This is a genomic window from Streptomyces sp. NBC_00273 (assembly GCF_036178145.1).
Classification (GTDB): Bacteria; Actinomycetota; Actinomycetes; order Streptomycetales; family Streptomycetaceae; genus Streptomyces.
Genome location: NZ_CP108067.1, coordinates 6,429,857 through 6,445,814 on the forward strand (window position 1 = coordinate 6,429,857; position 15,958 = coordinate 6,445,814).

Sequence of the window (15,958 nt, forward strand, 5' to 3'; positions counted from 1 at the left end):
CGATCCCTTCGTTTCGTTACGTTCAGCTGATTCCGCTTATCTCGTCCACGCTACCGTGTGCCGCCCTCGACTCCCGCAGCCCGACTCCCGCCCGACCCTCGCCGTGCATACTTCTAAGGAAGAGGTGAGAGGCGGGTCCGGCCGCCGACAATCACCCGTTCGGATCCAGCAGGAAGTGTTCATGACGAAGCTGTCCGTAGTTGTCCCCTGCTTCAACGAAGAAGCCGTCATCGACAGCTTCGATGTGGAGATCCGGAGGGTCCTGGACGCCCTCCCCGTCGACTACGAGGTCTGTTACGTCGACGACGGAAGCCGCGACGGCACCCTCGACAAGCTCCGGAAGATCGCCGCCGAACACGGCGAGGAGACCCGCTACGTCTCCTTCAGCCGGAACTTCGGCAAGGAGGCCGGCATGCTCGCGGGCCTGCGCGAGGCCACGGGCGACGCCGTAGTGATCATGGATGCTGACCTCCAGCACCCGCCGGAGCTCATCGCGACCATGCTGGAGCACTACCGGCAGGGGCACGACCAGATCATCGCCCGCCGCACGCGCGAGGGCGACAAGAAGCTCCGCTCCGCCCTCAGCAGCCTCTACTACCGGGGCGTCAACCGCTGGGTCGACGTGGAGCTCACCGACGGCGTCGGCGACTTCCGCATGCTCTCGCGCCCGGCCGTGGACGCCCTGCTGTCGCTGCCGGAGTACAACCGCTTCTCCAAGGGGCTGTTCTCCTGGATCGGCTTCGACACCGTCCACTTCGACTACCGCAACGCGCAGCGCGAGGCCGGCGAGACGAAGTGGAAGTTCGGCGCCCTGCTGAACTACGGCATGGACGGCCTGATCTCCTTCAACAACAGGCCGCTGCGGATCGGGATCTGGTTCGGCGTGTCGCTGGTCGCCCTGACCGGCCTGTACGCCCTGTGGATCACGATCATGGCGATCACCAACGGCGTCGAGTCCCCGGGGTACGTCACCCTCGTGGCGATCATCACGGGCCTGGGCGGCGTACAGTTGATCATGCTGGGCCTGATCGGTGAGTACATCGGCCGCATCTACTACGAGGCCAAGCGCAGGCCGCACTTCCTGGTGAAGGAATCGCACGGAGCACAGCCGCTCCCGCGGACCGATGACCGGCCGGCGGCCCCGGTCGCAGAGCCTACGATCGTGGAGCGCAGCGCCCGATGAGCCGCAAGGACCAGCTCGGCCAGGTGTTCAGATTCGCCCTCGTGGGCGGCGTGAACACCGGCACCTTCTTCGTCATCTACCTGCTCCTGCACCCGTGGATGCCGTACTTCGCCGCCTACTCCCTCGCCTTCGTCCTGGCGATGGTCGGCTCGTTCTTCATGAACACCTACTTCACCTACCGGACCCGGCCGACCTGGAAGAAGTTCTTCCTCTTCCCGCTGACGAACATCACCAACTTCGTCATCCAGTCCGTCGGCCTCTACGCGCTGGTGACCTGGGCCGGGATGGACACCCGGATCGCCCCGCTGGTCGCGGCGGTCGTCGCCATCCCGTTCACCTTCCTGCTCTCCCGCAAGATCCTCGTCCCGGGTGCCGCCCGGGCCGAGGAGGCCCCTGTCGTGGAGGCGGGGTCCTCGTCCAGGGTCTGAAACCCCCGAGCAGCCCCGCGCGCCCACCCCGTAGATTGAGACGGCAGGCATCTCGGCGACGTGCGTTTCGCCGACAGGCATTTCGGCAAGGGGCAAGGGGACAGACGTGTCAGCGGCTAGGCAAGGTGTCGTGGACGCCCGCAGGATCGTGGTCAAGGTCGGCTCCTCCTCCCTGACCACCGCGGCCGGCGGACTCGACGCAGACCGGGTGGACGCGCTCGTCGACGTCCTCGCCAAGGCCCGCAGCGGAGGCGAGAAGGAGATCGTCCTCGTCTCCAGCGGAGCCATCGCCGCCGGGCTCTCCCCGCTCGGCCTGCGGCGCCGGCCCAAGGACCTGGCCCGGCAGCAGGCCGCCGCGAGCGTCGGCCAGGGCCTGCTCGTCGCCCGCTACACCGCTTCCTTCGCCCGGTACGGCGTCCGCGTCGGCCAGGTGCTCCTCACCACCGACGACACCAGCCGCCGGGCCCACTACCGCAACGCCTACCGCACCCTCGACCAGCTGCTCGCCATGGGCGCCCTCCCCGTCGTCAACGAGAACGACACCGTCGCCACGGACGAGATCCGCTTCGGCGACAACGACCGGCTGGCGGCCCTCGTCGCCCACCTCGTCCGCGCCGACCTCCTCGTCCTCCTCTCGGACGTGGACGGCCTCTACGACGGCGACCCCTCCCAGCCCGGCACCACCCGCATCGAAGAGGTCCACGGGCCCGAGGACATCGCGCACGTCTCCATCGGCAGCGCCGGCAAGGCGGGCGTGGGCACCGGCGGCATGGTCACCAAGGTCGAGGCGGCCCGGATCGCGGCCGCCGCCGGGATCCCGGTGGTGCTGACCTCCGCGAGCCAGGCCGCCGACGCCCTCGCCGGACGGGGAACCGGCACGCTGTTCCACGCCACCGGGCGCCGCTCGGCGGACCGGCTGCTCTGGCTCCAGCACGCGTCGACCCCGCAGGGGCACCTGGTCCTGGACGACGGCGCCGTCCGCGCGGTCACCGAGCGCGGGAGCTCGCTACTGCCCGCCGGGATCGCGGCGGTCGAAGGCGACTTCGTCGCCGGGGACCCGGTGGAACTGCGCTCCGCGGACGGCCGCGCCGTGGCACGGGGCCTGGTCAACTTCGACGCCAAGGAACTCCCGCAGCTCCTCGGCCGCTCCACTCGCGAGCTCGCGCGGGAACTCGGACCCGCGTACGAGCGGGAGGTCGTCCACCGGGACGATCTGGTCCTGCTGGAGGGCTGAGGTTCGGTAAAAGCGGAGCGCGGCGGCCCGTGGACTGGTCAACTGTGAGGGGCGGGCGGACCCGCGTGGCGGAGACAGGAGGCGACTGGTGAGACGAGCGCTGACCAGCGTCGGCACGGGGGACGGTGACGGCGGCGGTGGCGGGGAGGAGCAGGATCACGCATCGCGCCTGTGGCACGTGACCCTGAGCGTCTCCGGCAAGCCGGCCCCGCTGTCCGAGGTCCGGCGCGGGCTGGAGCAACTGGCCCACGACCATCCCTTCCTGCTGACCAGCCGGTACGCCGAGGACCACGCGGAGATCCGCTACTGGGAAGAGGCCCGGGACCTCCACGACGCGGCGGCCGTCGCCCTGCGGCTGTGGGGCGAGCACCGCTCCTCGGCGCAGCTCCCGCCCTGGGAGATCGTCGGCCTGGAGGTCATCGACCGCGCCACCTACCACCAGCGCGTGGCGGAGGGCTACGGCCCGCCCCCGGCCCACCCGGTGGGTGTGCACCCGTACTAGCCCCGGTCCGGGACCATTCCAGCCGGTCCGCGGCCACCCAGCCCCTGGGACCATCCAGCCGGTCCGGGACCGTTCAGCCCCTCCGGCGTTTGAGGAGCGGGGTCCGGGGCGGAGCCCCGGGTCTTTCAGCCCGTCCGGCGATCGAGGACCGGGTCCGGGCGGAGCCCGGCTGAAGGCCCCGGACGGAGTCTGGGGGACGGCGAAGGGGCGGGGCGGGGACAAGGCCCCGCGGACGGCCGGCGCCCGCCGTCTCGGGGGGTGGAACCCCGGCGGCGGGGTACCGCCGGGGGATTACCCTGGGCGGCATGACCTCGCTCGATGCCGCCACCGCCAGCGCCACCTCGCCCGTCCTCGCCACCGCGCAGCGGTCCCGTACCGCCGCCGCGGCGATCGCCCCACTCCCGCGGTCCGCCAAGGACACCGCCCTGCTGGCGATCGCGGACGCGCTGGAGGCCCGTACGGCCGAGATCATCGCCGCCAACGCCGTGGACACGGACAAGGCCCGCGCCGCCGGCACCAGCGAGACCGTCATCGACCGCCTCACCCTGACCCGGGAGCGGGTCGCCGCCATCGCCTCCGACGTCCGCGACGTCGCCGCCCTCCCCGACCCCGTCGGCGAGGTCGTCCGCGGCAACACCCTCCCCAACGGCATCGACCTCCGGCAGATCCGCGTCCCGCTCGGCGTCGTCGGCATCATCTACGAGGCCCGCCCCAACGTCACCGTCGACGCCGCCGCCCTCTGTCTCAAGTCCGGCAACGCGGTCCTGCTGCGCGGCAGTTCCTCCGCCTACTCCTCCAACACCGCCCTCGTCGCCATCCTGCGGGACGCCGTCGTGAGCGTCGGCCTGCCCGCCGACGCGATCCAGCTCGTCCCCGGCGAGTCCCGAGACTCCGTCCGCGAGCTGATGCGCGCCCGCGGCCTCGTCGACGTGCTCATCCCGCGCGGCGGCGCCTCCCTCATCAAGACCGTGGTCGAGGAATCCACCGTCCCGGTCATCGAGACCGGTACCGGCAACTGCCACGTCTACGTCGACGCGCAGGCCGACCTGGACATGGCGGTGGACATCCTCATCAACTCCAAGGCCCAGCGGCCCTCCGTCTGCAACTCCGCCGAGACCCTCCTCGTCCACCGCGACATCGCCGACGCCTTCCTGCCGCGCGCCCTCGACGCGCTCGCCGACGCCGGCGTCACCGTGCACGGCGACGCCCGGGTCCTCGCCGCCGCCGAGGGCGGCAAGGTCACCGCCCTGCCCGCCACGGACGAGGACTGGGCCGCCGAGTACCTGTCCTACGACATCGCCGCCGCGGTCGTGGACTCCCTCGACGACGCCGTCACCCACATCCGCCGCTGGACCTCCGGTCACACCGAGGCGATCGTCACCACCTCGCAGGCCGCCGCGCGCCGCTTCACCCAGCTGGTCGACTCGACCACGGTCGCCGTGAATGCATCCACTCGGTTCACGGACGGTGGCCAGTTCGGCTTCGGTGCGGAGATCGGCATTTCCACCCAGAAGCTGCACGCCAGGGGCCCGATGGGCCTTCCCGAGCTGACCTCCACCAAGTACATCGTCACCGGCGACGGTCACGTTCGGTAGTGACGCCTCGAGCACGGTGTGGCCGGAATTCGGCGCACACCCTGCCCAAGGCGGCCCCCCAGGTCTAGGCTGTTGCTGTGCCGGACGACGTGGGGGGCAAGCCGTTCCCGGACGACGGGGAGCCCGACGACGACCGCGGAGGCGCGGATTTCGACTTCGCCTCCGTGGTGTTCGACGAGGACTTCGTCCGGAACGCCGAGATCCAAGAACCGAGCGCCGCCGAGCGCCAACGGGCGGCCGATCGAGCGCGCGCGGAGGCCGAGGCCGCCCGTGCCGTGGCCGGCGGCTGGACGGTCGACGACGACTACGACAGCTACGGATACGGCCACCCCGACGGGTACGACGACGACCACGGCTGGGACCACGACCGCGGCTACGGGTACCCGGACGGCCCGTACGGTGCCTACGGCGGCAGTCTGCGCCCCTACCGCGGCCGCGCACCGTGGCTGCGCCCCGTCGCCTGGGTGCTCGCCTTCGTGATGGGCCTCGGCATGGTCGCGCTCGCCTTCAGCGCCGTGTACCGCAGTGCCGCGGGCGAGGCGGACCCCGCTCCGGCTCCCGCCAGCACCCCCAGGGGTGAAGTCACCGGCGTAGGCGCGTTTACGTACCCCTCCGTTCGCCAACCCTGAAGGTACGACCCCACTCGCATACGCCGGAGCCGGGGGCTTCTCTGAAGCGGGGACAGCGGGGAGAAGCGATGGCCGTGCCAGGAGATCCACCCAACAGCACCCCCGAGGGCATGGGCGGGGGCGACGACGACTTCCGGCCGGACGACTTCCGGCAGGACGAGTACCGGTCGGTGGTGTTCGACGAGGACTTCGTGCGGGCCGCCCGGCTCCAGGAGTACTCCGCGCAGGAACGCATGGGCGAACACGCCCGTGCCGTGCGCAGCCGATCCATCTGGTCCGGCGGCGGCTCCACGTCGTCCCGGACCAGCGCCCCCGGCCGGGGCGCACGGCAGGGCATGCTGCTCGTGCTGCTCATCGCCACGGCCTTCGCCTTCGCCGTCTACATGGGGCTGCGCAACCCCTACGTACCTCCGCCCGGGGGACCCGCACAGGCGCTCAGCAGCACCGTGGTCCCGCTCGCGCCGACCACCCACGTGCCCGGCGGGCGCCCCACCGAGCTGTACGCGAAGAGCCCCGCCGCCGACTACCGGGTCGGAGCGGCCGGCATCACCCTGCCCGCCGTGCGCCGCACGCACCACTTCACCGACGCCCAGGTCGTCGCCGCGCTGTCCATCGCCAAGGACTACCTGGTGCAGTCCTCGTTGGACCCCGACATCCTCGCCGGAGCGGCCACCCGCCCGGTGCGCGTCCTGCTCGACCCCGACCAGTTGGCGCAGTTCGACCGCAGCATGACTTCGCCCTCCGGCGACGGCCGCCACGCGGCCACCGGCTGGCTGGTCCGCTTCGACCAGGACACCGCCGTCGTGGCCGACTCCCGGGTACGGGTGAGCGGCACGCTCGCCTTCGAGGAGGTGGCCCCCGACACGCTGGAGGTCACCACCGACCACACCTTCGTCTACGCCGTACGGCCCGCCACCGGATCCCCGGCCGCGGCCGACGGCGCCTCGCTCTTCACCGTCCGGCGCGAGTTGCGGCTGCGCTTCGACCGGGAGGACCTGACGACCCGCCGGCTGGAGCTGGCCTCGGCCTATGTGATGGCCGGGCCGCAGGACTGCTCCGCCGACCCGGCCGGAGCCTTTCGCCCGCTCCTGGCCGGAGCCGGCCCGACCACGGTGGGCCCGGCCGCGAGCGACCCGTACGCCAGCGGCCAACCGCGGCGCACGGCCGGGCTGTGCGGCGTCCTGGCCTCGCCCACGACCCCGGCCGTGAGCCCGCCCGCGACACCGCCCCCGCCCCCGCAGGCCGCTCCCGTCAGCCCTGCTCCGTAGGTCCTGCCTTGTCCTGCGCAGCAGTGCCGGCTCCGGCTCCGGAGCCCGTGAACTTGTCGCGGAGCTTGCCGCCCACGTCGGCCGCGCCGCCCGCGATGTCACCGACCAGCTTGAACAGCGGGTCCTTGCTGGTGCGCACCGCATCGGCGTAGTGCGCGGCGGACTGGCGGAAGGAGTCGGTCACCGAGGTGTCCTTGTCCTCGTCCCGCCGCGGGTAGTGGCCGTCCATGATCCGCTGGTGGTCGCGGCTCTCGGCCCACTTCTTCAGCTCGGCCGCCCGCACCGTGGTGAAGGGGTGCGTCCGGGGCAGCAGGTTCAGGATCTTCAGCACGGAGTCGCGCAGATCGCCGCTCGACTCGTACTCCTCGGCCTGGGCCAGGAAGGCGTCCACGTTCATCTCGTGGAGGTGGTTGCCGCCCGCGATCTTCATCAGGCCCCGCATCGAGGCCTGCACGTCCTGTCCCACCAGCAGCCCGGCCCGGTCGGCCGAGAGCTCCGACTTGCGGAACCACTCCCGCAGCGCGGTCACGATCGTCATGATCGCCACATTGCCCAGCGGGATCCACGCGATCTTCAGCGCCAGGTTGGTCAGGAACAGCAGGATCGTGCGGTAGACGGCGTGCCCCGACAGCGCGTGGCCCACCTCGTGGCCCACCACCGCACGCATCTCCTCCTCGTCGAGCAGTTCGACGAGGCCCGTGGTCACCACGATGATCGGCTCGTCCAGCCCGATGCACATGGCGTTGGGGTTCGGGTCCTGCTGCACGTACATCTGCGGGACCTTCTCCAGGTCCAGGATGTAGCAGGCGTCGCGCAGCATCCCGTGCAGGTGCGGGAACTGCGTCTCGCCCACGCGCACCGACTCCGACAGGAACAGCAGCCGCAGGCTCCGCTCCGGAAGCAGCCCGCTCAGCGCCTTGAACACCGTGTCGAAGCCGCTCAGTTTGCGCAGTGCCACCAGCGCCGAGCGGTCCGCCGGATGCTCGTACGCCCGCGACGAGATGCCGGGGAACCGCCTGCGATCCCGCGCCGGCACCTTCTCGAACCCTGTTTCCGTCATTGCGCCCTCCCCTGTATGGACCTGTTCGTCCCTGCGTCTATCCTCTCCAACGCCTGAGTCGGCGTGAGCGTGCCCCAGGCCCCCGCATACGATGTGAGCGAAGTCTCCGCCCGCTCCCCGACTCGATAGGTATCTGCCTGATGAGCCTCTCCACCACCGCCCACAACCTGGTCGTCCTCGCCTCGGAGGGGGCCGAGCAGCACGGCGGCAACCACGACAGCCTGAACCCGTACCTGACCGGCGGCGGTGCCTTCCTGATCCTGATGCTGATGCTCTGGGTCACCACGCGCCTGAACCGCGACCGCTGAACCGGCCGAACCGGCTGAACCCGCCGAGAACGACGCGTCCCCCGGGCCAGTAGGCTCTGCGCTCATGGGAGAGCAGGAGATGCCTACCGGTCCGGTCAAGCGCCGGCTCGGCGTGATGGGCGGGACATTCGACCCGATCCATCACGGACACCTGGTGGCCGCCAGCGAGGTGGCCGCCCTTTTCCACCTCGACGAGGTGATGTTCGTGCCGACCGGCGAGCCGTGGCAGAAGTCGCAGCGGGCCGTTTCGCCGGCCGAGGACCGCTACCTGATGACGGTCATCGCCACGGCCTCGAACCCGCAGTTCTCGGTGAGCCGCATCGACATCGACCGCGGCGGGCCGACGTACACCATCGACACCCTGCGGGACCTGAAGGCGCAGAACGACGACGCCGACCTGTTCTTCATCACCGGTGCCGACGCGCTCGCGCAGATCCTGACCTGGCGCAACGCCGAAGAGCTCTTCTCGCTCTCCCACTTCATCGGAGTCACCCGGCCGGGTCACGTGCTCACCGACGACGGGCTCCCCAAGGGCGGCGTTTCCCTGGTGGAGGTGCCCGCGCTCGCGATCTCGTCCACCGACTGCCGTGCGAGGGTGGCCCAGGGGGATCCTGTCTGGTATTTGGTGCCGGACGGCGTCGTGCGCTACATCGACAAGCGTGAGCTGTACCGGGGAGCCTGAGCTTCCGGAGAGAGGGGCCCCGCGGTGAACGACCGACAGGATCCGTACGACCCGTATGCCGCCCAGGAGCAGCAGCTCGTCGGCTACGACGCGTACGGGCGGCCGGTGTACGGCCAGGGGCCCGCGCAGCCCGCCCAGCCCGCTCCGCAGCAGTACGGGCAGCAGTACGAGCAGCAGCAGTACGGCTACGACTACCAGGGCTACGGCCAGCAGCAGCCGCAACAGCAGCAGTACTACCCGCAGCAGCCGGCCGCCCAGGAGTACGGGCAGCAGGAGTACACCCAGGCGCCCGCCTACGGGTACGACACGCAGCAGACCCAGCAGTGGATCCCGCAGCAGACCGCCCCGGAGCCCCCGGCCCCCGCCGAGCGGCCGGCCGCCCAGGTCCCCGAGCCGCGCCGGCCGGACGCCGAAGAGGGCGGTGCGCGGGGCGACGACCGCGAGCGCGACGGCGACCGCGAGCGCGACGGCGAGCCCCGGGCGGACCGGGACTACCGCACCGAGATGTTCGCCTTCATCGACCAGCCGGACGAGGACTCCGAGGACGTCATCGACTGGCTCAAGTTCACCGAGAGCCGCACCGAACGCCGCGAGGAGGCCCGCCGCCGCGGCCGCAACCGGGTGGTGGCGCTGATCGTCGTCCTCGCCCTGTTCGTCGTCGGCGGACTCGGCTACCTCTGGTACGCGGGCAAGCTGCCCCTCCTCGACGGCCCCGGCGAGAAGAAGACCGGCGCGAGTGCCGACGCCGGCGCGCAGAAGCGGGACATCATCGTCGTCCACCTGCACAACACCAAGAAGGGCGGCACCTCCTCGGCGCTGCTCGTCGACAACGTCACCACCAAGAAGGGCGCCACCGTCCTGCTCCCGAACACCCTGGCCGTCACCGGCCAGGACGGGACGGCCACGGGGCTCGGCAAGTCGGTCGAGGAAGGCGGTCTCGGCACCCGCGAGGCCCTCGACTCCGTGCTGGGCACCCGCATCGGCGGCACCTGGCGCCTGGACACCCCCTTCCTGGAGAGCCTGGTCGACCTGGTCGGCGGCATCGAGGTCGACACCGACACCGCGGTCCCGGCCGACGACGCGGCCAAGACCCCGGCCGTGGCCCAGGGCCAGAAGCAGAGCCTGAGCGGCTCGATGGCCGTCGCGTACGCCACGTTCCGCGGGCAGGGCGAACCGGAGGCCAAGCAGCTGGAACGCGTGGGCAAGGTGCTCCAGGCGGTGCTGCGCAAGATCCCGAGCGACCCGAAGGCGGCGGCCGTGACCGTCGAGAGCATCGGTCAGATCCTCGACCCGGCCCTGAACGCGCAGACCCTCGGTGCCCTGCTGTCCCGGCTCGGCGCGCACGCCAAGGTGGGCGCGTGGCGCACCGACGTCCTCGCGGTGAAGGCGGACGGCACGCTCACGGACGACGCGAACAAGTCGGTCGTCAAGGAGGTGCTGGGCGGCTCCGGCGCCGCGGCGCAGCCCGGTGCGGCCCCGCGCGTCGGCCTCAAGGACGCCAGCGGCGACGAGAAGACGCAGGTCGCGGCGAAGGCGGCGCTGGTGAACGGCGGCTACACCTTCGTCGACGGCGGCAAGGCCGACAAGACGGCGGCCACCTCGCAGATCACCTACCAGGACGATGCGCAGCGGGACCGCGCGATCGAGGTCGCCAAGACGCTGGGACTGCCCGAGACGGCCGTGAAGAAGGCCGAGAACGCGGTGAACGCGGAGGTCGTGGTGATCCTGGGCAAGGACTACAAGGCGTTCTGACCAGGCTCCGGAGCGGCCCCGAGGGAGGCTTTCGCCCGCGCGCGACGCTGCGCGCGGGCGGTGTCGGCGGTACATGAGACCCTTGTAAGGATCTGCCCGCCAACCCGAAAGCATGGCCAGTGACCGCCACGGACCGCTCCATCGAGCTCATCACCGCCGCCGCCCAGGCCGCGGCCGACCGGCTCGCGCACGACATCATCGCGTACGACGTCAGCGACGTGCTGTCGATCACCGACGCCTTCCTGCTCGCCTCGGCGCCCAACGACCGCCAGGTCAAGTCGATCGTCGACGAGATCGAGGAGCGCCTGCTCAAGGAGCTCGGCGCCAAGCCGGTGCGCCGCGAGGGGGACCGCGACGCCCGCTGGATCCTGCTCGACTACGTCGACATCGTCGTCCACGTCCAGCACAGCGAGGAGCGTGTCTTCTACGCGCTGGAGCGCCTGTGGAAGGACTGCCCCGAGATCGAGCTCCCCGAGGACGCCAAGCTCACCATCGGCAAGGCCGAGGAGCACGCCAAGCTGCGCGAGGCGGCGGGCGACGACGAACTGGACGGTGATCTGTTCTGAGCGCGACCACCTCGGGCAAGTCCGGCAGGAAGATCGTCCTCTGGCGGCACGGCCAGACCTCGTGGAACCTGGAGCGCCGCTTCCAGGGCTCCACGGACATCGAGCTGACCGAGGCGGGTGTGGCGCAGGCGCGCCGCTCCGCGCGGTTGCTCGCCTCGCTGAAGCCGGATGCCATCGTGGCCTCCGACCTGCAGCGCGCCTCCGCCACGGCTGCCGAGCTGGCCGCCCTCACGGGGCTGACGGTGTCGCACGACGCGGCGCTGCGCGAGACGTACGCCGGCGAGTGGCAGGGCCTCACGCACGACGAGATCCTCGAGAAGTACGGCGAGCAGTACGCGGCGTGGAAGCGCGGCGAACCGGTCCGCCGCGGCGGCGGCGAGCTGGAGACCGAGGTCGCCGACCGTGCCGCGCCGGTGGTGCTGGAACACGTCGGACGGCTGCCGCGGTCCGGCACCCTCGTCGTGGTCAGCCACGGCGGCACTATCCGTACGACGATCGGGCGCCTGCTGGGCCTGAACGCGTACGACTGGGAGGGCCTCGGCGGGCTCTCCAACTGCTGCTGGTCCGTCCTCGGCGAGGGCGCGCGCGGCTGGCGCCTGCTGGAGCACAACGCCGGCACGCTGCCGGAACCGGTGCTCGGCGACGACGACTGAGCTGCCCTCTGCCGCTCCCCGGCGGGGCTGCCACCCGGATTTCACTTTCCGGCTGGTCACAGGCTAGAGTTCTTCTTGTTCGCAGCGCAGAACACCGGAGACGGGGGAGCGCGGCGGAGAGCGGGGCTATAGCTCAGTTGGTAGAGCGCCTGCATGGCATGCAGGAGGTCAGGAGTTCAATTCTCCTTAGCTCCACAATCAGGATCCCGTCCCCAACAGGGGGCGGGATCCTTGCTTTTGTACCCTTTCGCGTTTGCTGACCTGGCCCGCACCGGCATGGCAGAATCGTGACCGCCGGAGGGGGAGACGACGGCCCGATGCGGGAGGGAGTCGCTGACGGATGGGTGCACACCGGCGCCGGTGCGACTGGTGCAACAACGGCACGCCGATCGTGCGGGACATGGACCCGGTCAACCCCGATTACCAGTACTGGTGCGAGGAATGCGCTCGGGCGCTGATCATAAAAGGCGACCCGATCGAGACGTACCGCGAGCTGGAAGGGGAGCCGATCTACGGGCGGCTGCTCGACGAGCACTGCACGCTCAAGCGGTTCTATCAGTTCGCGAGAGCGTGACAAGTTGACTCAAATCGGACATGGCTTCTGGTCGGTGGAAACCGATTTTTGGACCAGGGCCATGACCGTGTAATGTTTGGGACGTCGCCAAGGGGAACCGGCAAGGGAAACCGAAGCGGCAAGCACAACAAGGGGCTATAGCTCAGTTGGTAGAGCGCCTGCATGGCATGCAGGAGGTCAGGAGTTCAATTCTCCTTAGCTCCACAGTGAAGAAGCGGGCCACCCGGATCGGGTGGCCCGCTTCTCGTTGTGCCCCCCCGTGTCCCGATGTCCGCGTGTCGGGGTGTCCGCCTGTCCTCGTGTCCTCGGGTTCCCGTGCGTCGTGTCGACGGGTGGAACGGCCGAGCGTCGGAAGGGGCCGCTGCGGTACCCTGACGCCATGCGTGCCGTACGCCTTCTGCTTACCGAGCCGCGCTGATCAGTACCGACCCTTCGAGATGGTCGGACCCGGCGCGGCGTCCCCTCCTGTGCGAGGGGTTTTTTCGTTTGGGCAGGCAGAGACGGCAGAGACGATCGATGGAGCTTCAGAAATCATGAGCGAGACGAACACCCCGGCCCCCGAGGCGGCCGAGGCGCACCGCTACACGGCTGCCATGGCCGCCGACATCGAGGCACGCTGGCAGGACGTCTGGGACGCGCAGGGCACGTACGAGGCCCCGAACCCGACCGGTGACCTGGCCGGGGACCCCGCAGTGGTCGCACGGCCCAAGAAGTTCATCATGGACATGTTCCCGTACCCCTCCGGTGCCGGCCTGCACGTCGGACACCCGCTCGGGTACATCGCCACCGACGTCTTCGCCCGCCACCAGCGGATGACCGGCCACAACGTCCTGCACACCCTGGGCTTCGACGCCTTCGGCCTGCCGGCGGAGCAGTACGCCGTGCAGACCGGCACGCACCCGCGCGTCTCGACCGAGGCCAACATCGAGAACATGAAGGTCCAGCTGCGCCGGCTGGGCCTGGGCCACGACAAGCGCCGGTCGTTCGCCACGATCGACCCGGACTACTACAAGTGGACCCAGTGGATCTTCCTGCAGATCTACAACTCCTGGTACGACGCCGACGCGAAGAAGGCCCGGCCGATCACCGAGCTGGTCGCCGCCTTCGAGGACGGCTCCCGTGAGGTCCCCGGCGGCCGCGCCTGGGCCGCTCTGACCGCGGCCGAGCGGGCCGACGTGCTGAACGAGTACCGGCTGGCGTACTCCTCGGACGCGCCGGTGAACTGGTGCCCCGGGCTGGGCACCGTACTGGCCAACGAGGAGGTCACCGCCGACGGCCGGTCCGAGCGCGGCAACTTCCCCGTCTTCAAGTCCCGGCTGAGCCAGTGGAACATGCGGATCACCGCCTACGCCGACCGGCTGATCGACGACCTGGACGCGCTGGACTGGCCCGAGGCCATCAAGCTGCAGCAGCGGAACTGGATCGGCCGCAGCGAGGGCGCGCGCGTCGACTTCGCGCTGGGCGACGAGGCCATCACCGTCTTCACCACCCGTCCGGACACCCTGTTCGGCGCCACCTACATGGTGCTGGCGCCCGAGCACCCGCTGGTGGAGGAGTTCATCCCGGCCGCCTGGCCCGAGGGCACCCACGAGGTGTGGACCGGCGGGCACGCCACGCCGGCGGAGGCCGTCAGCGCCTACCGCAAGCAGGCCGCCGCGAAGTCGGACGTCGAGCGGCAGGCCGAGGCCAAGGACAAGACCGGTGTCTTCACCGGCGAGTACGCGATCAACCCGGTCAGCGGCGACAAGGTCCCGGTCTTCATCGCCGACTACGTGCTGATGGGCTACGGCACCGGCGCGATCATGGCCGTCCCGGCGCACGACAGCCGCGACTTCGAGTTCGCGCGCGCCTTCGAGCTGCCGATGCGCTGCGTCGTGGAGCCGTCGGACGGGCGCGGCACCGACCCGGCCGCGTGGGACGACGCCTTCGTCTCCTACGACGCGAAGCTGGTCAACTCGACGGGCGAGGGCATCGCCCTGGACGGCCTGGACGTCGCCCGGGCGAAGGCCGCGATCACCGACTGGCTGACCGAGCGCGGCATCGGCGAGGGTACGGTCAACTTCCGGCTGCGCGACTGGCTGTTCAGCCGTCAGCGCTACTGGGGCGAGCCCTTCCCGATCGTCTACGACGAGGACGGCGTCGCGCACCCGCTGCCCGAGTCGATGCTGCCCCTGGAGCTGCCGGAGGTCGAGGACTACTCCCCGCGCACCTTCGAGCCGGACGACGCCACGTCCAAGCCGGAGACCCCGCTGTCGCGCAACGGCGAGTGGGTGAACGTGGAGCTGGACCTGGGCGACGGCCGTGGCCTGCGCTCCTTCCGCCGCGAGACCAACACCATGCCCAACTGGGCCGGTTCCTGCTGGTACGAGCTGCGCTACCTGGACCCGAACAACGCCTCGGCCCTGGTGGACCCGGAGATCGAGCAGTACTGGATGGGCCCGCGCGAGGGCGCACCGCACGGCGGCGTCGACCTGTACGTGGGCGGCGCCGAGCACGCGGTGCTGCACCTGCTGTACGCCCGCTTCTGGTCGAAGGTGCTGTTCGACCTGGGTCACGTCTCCTCGGCGGAGCCGTTCCACAAGCTCTTCAACCAGGGCATGATCCAGGCGTACGCGTACACCGACGCGCGCGGCGTCTACGTGCCCGCGGCCGAGGTCGAGGAGCGCGACGGCGGCTACTTCTACCAGGGCCAGCCGGTCAAGCGTGAGCACGGCAAGATGGGCAAGTCCCTGAAGAACGCCGTCACGCCGGACGAGATCTGCGAGGAGTACGGCGCGGACACGCTGCGCCTGTACGAGATGGCGATGGGCCCGCTGGACGTCTCCCGTCCGTGGGACACCCGGGCCGTGGTGGGCCAGTACCGGCTGCTGCAGCGCCTGTGGCGCAACATCGTGGACGAGGAGACCGGCGCGGTCACCGTCGTGGACGGTGAGCCGGACGAGGCGACCCTGCGCGCGCTGCACAAGGCGATCGACGGGGCCGGCTCGGACCTGACCGGGCTGCGCTTCAACACCGCCATCGCGAAGATCACCGAGCTGAACAACGCCCTGACGAAGGCGGGCCGCCCGCTGGAGCGCTCGGTCGCCGAGGCCCTGGTGCTGCTGGTCGCCCCGCTGGCCCCGCACATCGCGGAGGAGCTGTGGCACCGCCTGGGCCACAGCGAGTCGGTGGTCCACCAGGACTTCCCGGTGGCGGACCCGGCGTACGTCGTGGACGAGAGCGTGACGTGCGTGGTGCAGGTCAAGGGCAAGGTCAAGGCGCGGCTGGAGGTGTCGCCGACGATCTCCGACGCGGAGCTGGAGCAGCTGGCCGTGACCGATGAGGGCGTCGTGGCGGCGCTGGGCGGCGCGGAGATCCGCAAGGTGATCGTGCGCGCGCCGAAGCTGGTGAACATCGTCATCTGAGGGCGCAACCCCGCATAGGGGGGATCCCGTACGGGCAGGTTGGGGGTTCGATTGGAACCCCTGGCCTGCCCGTGGCGTTTACCGTGGAGGGGACGGAAAAGAGCCGTCGGGTACTGGGGA

Annotated in this window: 15 protein-coding genes and 2 tRNA genes; 16 read left to right on the forward strand and 1 reads right to left on the reverse strand. The window is 70.5% G+C overall.

All coding sequences use genetic code 11. The features are described 5' to 3' along the window. The first annotated feature begins 181 nt into the window (after positions 1-181). The 7 genes from OG386_RS28430 to OG386_RS28460 all read left to right on the forward strand — a co-directional run bounded on the left by OG386_RS28430 (position 182) and on the right by OG386_RS28460 (position 6,839). Positions 182-1,183, forward strand: a complete 1,002-nt coding sequence (locus OG386_RS28430) for a glycosyltransferase family 2 protein (RefSeq protein ID WP_328790466.1) — start codon at positions 182-184, stop codon at positions 1,181-1,183. After that, on the forward strand, positions 1,180-1,611 hold the full coding sequence (locus OG386_RS28435; protein WP_266596542.1) for a GtrA family protein: 432 nt from the start codon (positions 1,180-1,182) through the stop codon (positions 1,609-1,611). The genes OG386_RS28430 and OG386_RS28435 overlap by 4 nt, the downstream gene beginning before the upstream one ends. A gap of 106 nt (positions 1,612-1,717) precedes the next feature. Continuing rightward, the gene (proB, locus tag OG386_RS28440; protein ID WP_328790467.1) at positions 1,718-2,845 is read left to right on the forward strand and encodes a glutamate 5-kinase; all 1,128 of its coding nucleotides are present in this window, start codon (positions 1,718-1,720) and stop codon (positions 2,843-2,845) included. A 34-nt stretch (positions 2,846-2,879) separates the two neighbouring features. Then, positions 2,880-3,347: a hypothetical protein gene (locus tag OG386_RS28445; RefSeq protein WP_376114627.1), complete on the forward strand. Its 468-nt coding sequence runs from the start codon at positions 2,880-2,882 to the stop codon at positions 3,345-3,347. 305 nt (positions 3,348-3,652) lie between these two features. After that, a complete protein-coding gene (locus OG386_RS28450) occupies positions 3,653-4,942 on the forward strand; it encodes a glutamate-5-semialdehyde dehydrogenase (protein ID WP_328790468.1) in 1,290 nt (429 codons plus the stop codon). A 77-nt stretch (positions 4,943-5,019) separates the two neighbouring features. Further along, positions 5,020-5,571 carry an SCO2584 family spore wall biosynthesis protein gene (locus tag OG386_RS28455; RefSeq protein ID WP_328790469.1) on the forward strand — a complete coding sequence of 184 codons (552 nt, stop codon included), beginning with the start codon at positions 5,020-5,022 and terminating at the stop codon, positions 5,569-5,571. A gap of 68 nt (positions 5,572-5,639) precedes the next feature. After that, positions 5,640-6,839 carry an SCO2583 family membrane protein gene (locus OG386_RS28460; protein WP_328790470.1) on the forward strand — a complete coding sequence of 400 codons (1,200 nt, stop codon included), beginning with the start codon at positions 5,640-5,642 and terminating at the stop codon, positions 6,837-6,839. Here the strand turns inward: OG386_RS28460 and OG386_RS28465 are convergent. Continuing rightward, positions 6,823-7,899 (reverse strand): M48 family metallopeptidase, encoded by a 1,077-nt coding sequence (locus OG386_RS28465; protein WP_328790471.1) that lies wholly within the window; start codon positions 7,897-7,899, stop codon positions 6,823-6,825. The two genes, OG386_RS28460 and OG386_RS28465, sit on opposite strands and share 17 nt — an antisense overlap. A 140-nt stretch (positions 7,900-8,039) precedes the next feature. On the opposite strand from OG386_RS28465, the gene OG386_RS28470 reads away from it, so the two are divergent. The 9 genes from OG386_RS28470 to leuS all read left to right on the forward strand — a co-directional run bounded on the left by OG386_RS28470 (position 8,040) and on the right by leuS (position 15,838). Beyond that, positions 8,040-8,207 carry a hypothetical protein gene (locus tag OG386_RS28470; protein WP_314244820.1) on the forward strand — a complete coding sequence of 56 codons (168 nt, stop codon included), beginning with the start codon at positions 8,040-8,042 and terminating at the stop codon, positions 8,205-8,207. A 64-nt stretch (positions 8,208-8,271) separates the two neighbouring features. Beyond that, a complete protein-coding gene (nadD, locus tag OG386_RS28475; protein ID WP_328790472.1) occupies positions 8,272-8,889 on the forward strand; it encodes a nicotinate-nucleotide adenylyltransferase in 618 nt (205 codons plus the stop codon). A gap of 24 nt (positions 8,890-8,913) precedes the next feature. Continuing rightward, positions 8,914-10,641, forward strand: coding sequence for an LCP family protein (locus tag OG386_RS28480; protein WP_328790473.1), 1,728 nt, complete (start codon positions 8,914-8,916; stop codon positions 10,639-10,641). A gap of 119 nt (positions 10,642-10,760) precedes the next feature. Beyond that, on the forward strand, positions 10,761-11,207 hold the full coding sequence (gene rsfS / locus OG386_RS28485; RefSeq protein WP_030008628.1) for a ribosome silencing factor: 447 nt from the start codon (positions 10,761-10,763) through the stop codon (positions 11,205-11,207). After that, positions 11,204-11,860, forward strand: a complete 657-nt coding sequence (locus OG386_RS28490) for a histidine phosphatase family protein (protein ID WP_328793388.1) — start codon at positions 11,204-11,206, stop codon at positions 11,858-11,860. Before rsfS ends, OG386_RS28490 begins: the two co-directional genes overlap by 4 nt. A gap of 122 nt (positions 11,861-11,982) precedes the next feature. Then, a tRNA-Ala gene (locus OG386_RS28495) sits at positions 11,983-12,055 on the forward strand. A gap of 145 nt (positions 12,056-12,200) precedes the next feature. Beyond that, positions 12,201-12,434: a hypothetical protein gene (locus OG386_RS28500; RefSeq protein WP_008738908.1), complete on the forward strand. Its 234-nt coding sequence runs from the start codon at positions 12,201-12,203 to the stop codon at positions 12,432-12,434. A 131-nt stretch (positions 12,435-12,565) separates the two neighbouring features. Continuing rightward, positions 12,566-12,638 (forward strand) — tRNA-Ala (locus OG386_RS28505). A gap of 329 nt (positions 12,639-12,967) precedes the next feature. Next, positions 12,968-15,838 (forward strand): leucine--tRNA ligase, encoded by a 2,871-nt coding sequence (gene leuS, locus OG386_RS28510; RefSeq protein ID WP_328790474.1) that lies wholly within the window; start codon positions 12,968-12,970, stop codon positions 15,836-15,838. Positions 15,839-15,958 lie beyond the last annotated feature (120 nt).

Bases quoted from the DNA above. Each gene is read 5' to 3' on its own strand.
- leuS (WP_328790474.1), top strand. From the start codon at position 12,968: ATGAGCGAGACGAACACCCCGGCCCCCGAGGCGGCCGAGGCGCACCGC.
- OG386_RS28435 (WP_266596542.1), top strand. From the start codon at position 1,180: ATGAGCCGCAAGGACCAGCTCGGCCAGGTGTTCAGATTCGCCCTCGTG.
- nadD (WP_328790472.1), top strand. From the start codon at position 8,272: ATGGGAGAGCAGGAGATGCCTACCGGTCCGGTCAAGCGCCGGCTCGGC.
- OG386_RS28500 (WP_008738908.1), top strand. From the start codon at position 12,201: ATGGGTGCACACCGGCGCCGGTGCGACTGGTGCAACAACGGCACGCCG.
- OG386_RS28430 (WP_328790466.1), top strand. From the start codon at position 182: ATGACGAAGCTGTCCGTAGTTGTCCCCTGCTTCAACGAAGAAGCCGTC.
- OG386_RS28450 (WP_328790468.1), top strand. From the start codon at position 3,653: ATGACCTCGCTCGATGCCGCCACCGCCAGCGCCACCTCGCCCGTCCTC.
- OG386_RS28470 (WP_314244820.1), top strand. From the start codon at position 8,040: ATGAGCCTCTCCACCACCGCCCACAACCTGGTCGTCCTCGCCTCGGAG.
- OG386_RS28460 (WP_328790470.1), top strand. From the start codon at position 5,640: ATGGCCGTGCCAGGAGATCCACCCAACAGCACCCCCGAGGGCATGGGC.
- OG386_RS28465 (WP_328790471.1), bottom strand. From the start codon at position 7,899: ATGACGGAAACAGGGTTCGAGAAGGTGCCGGCGCGGGATCGCAGGCGG.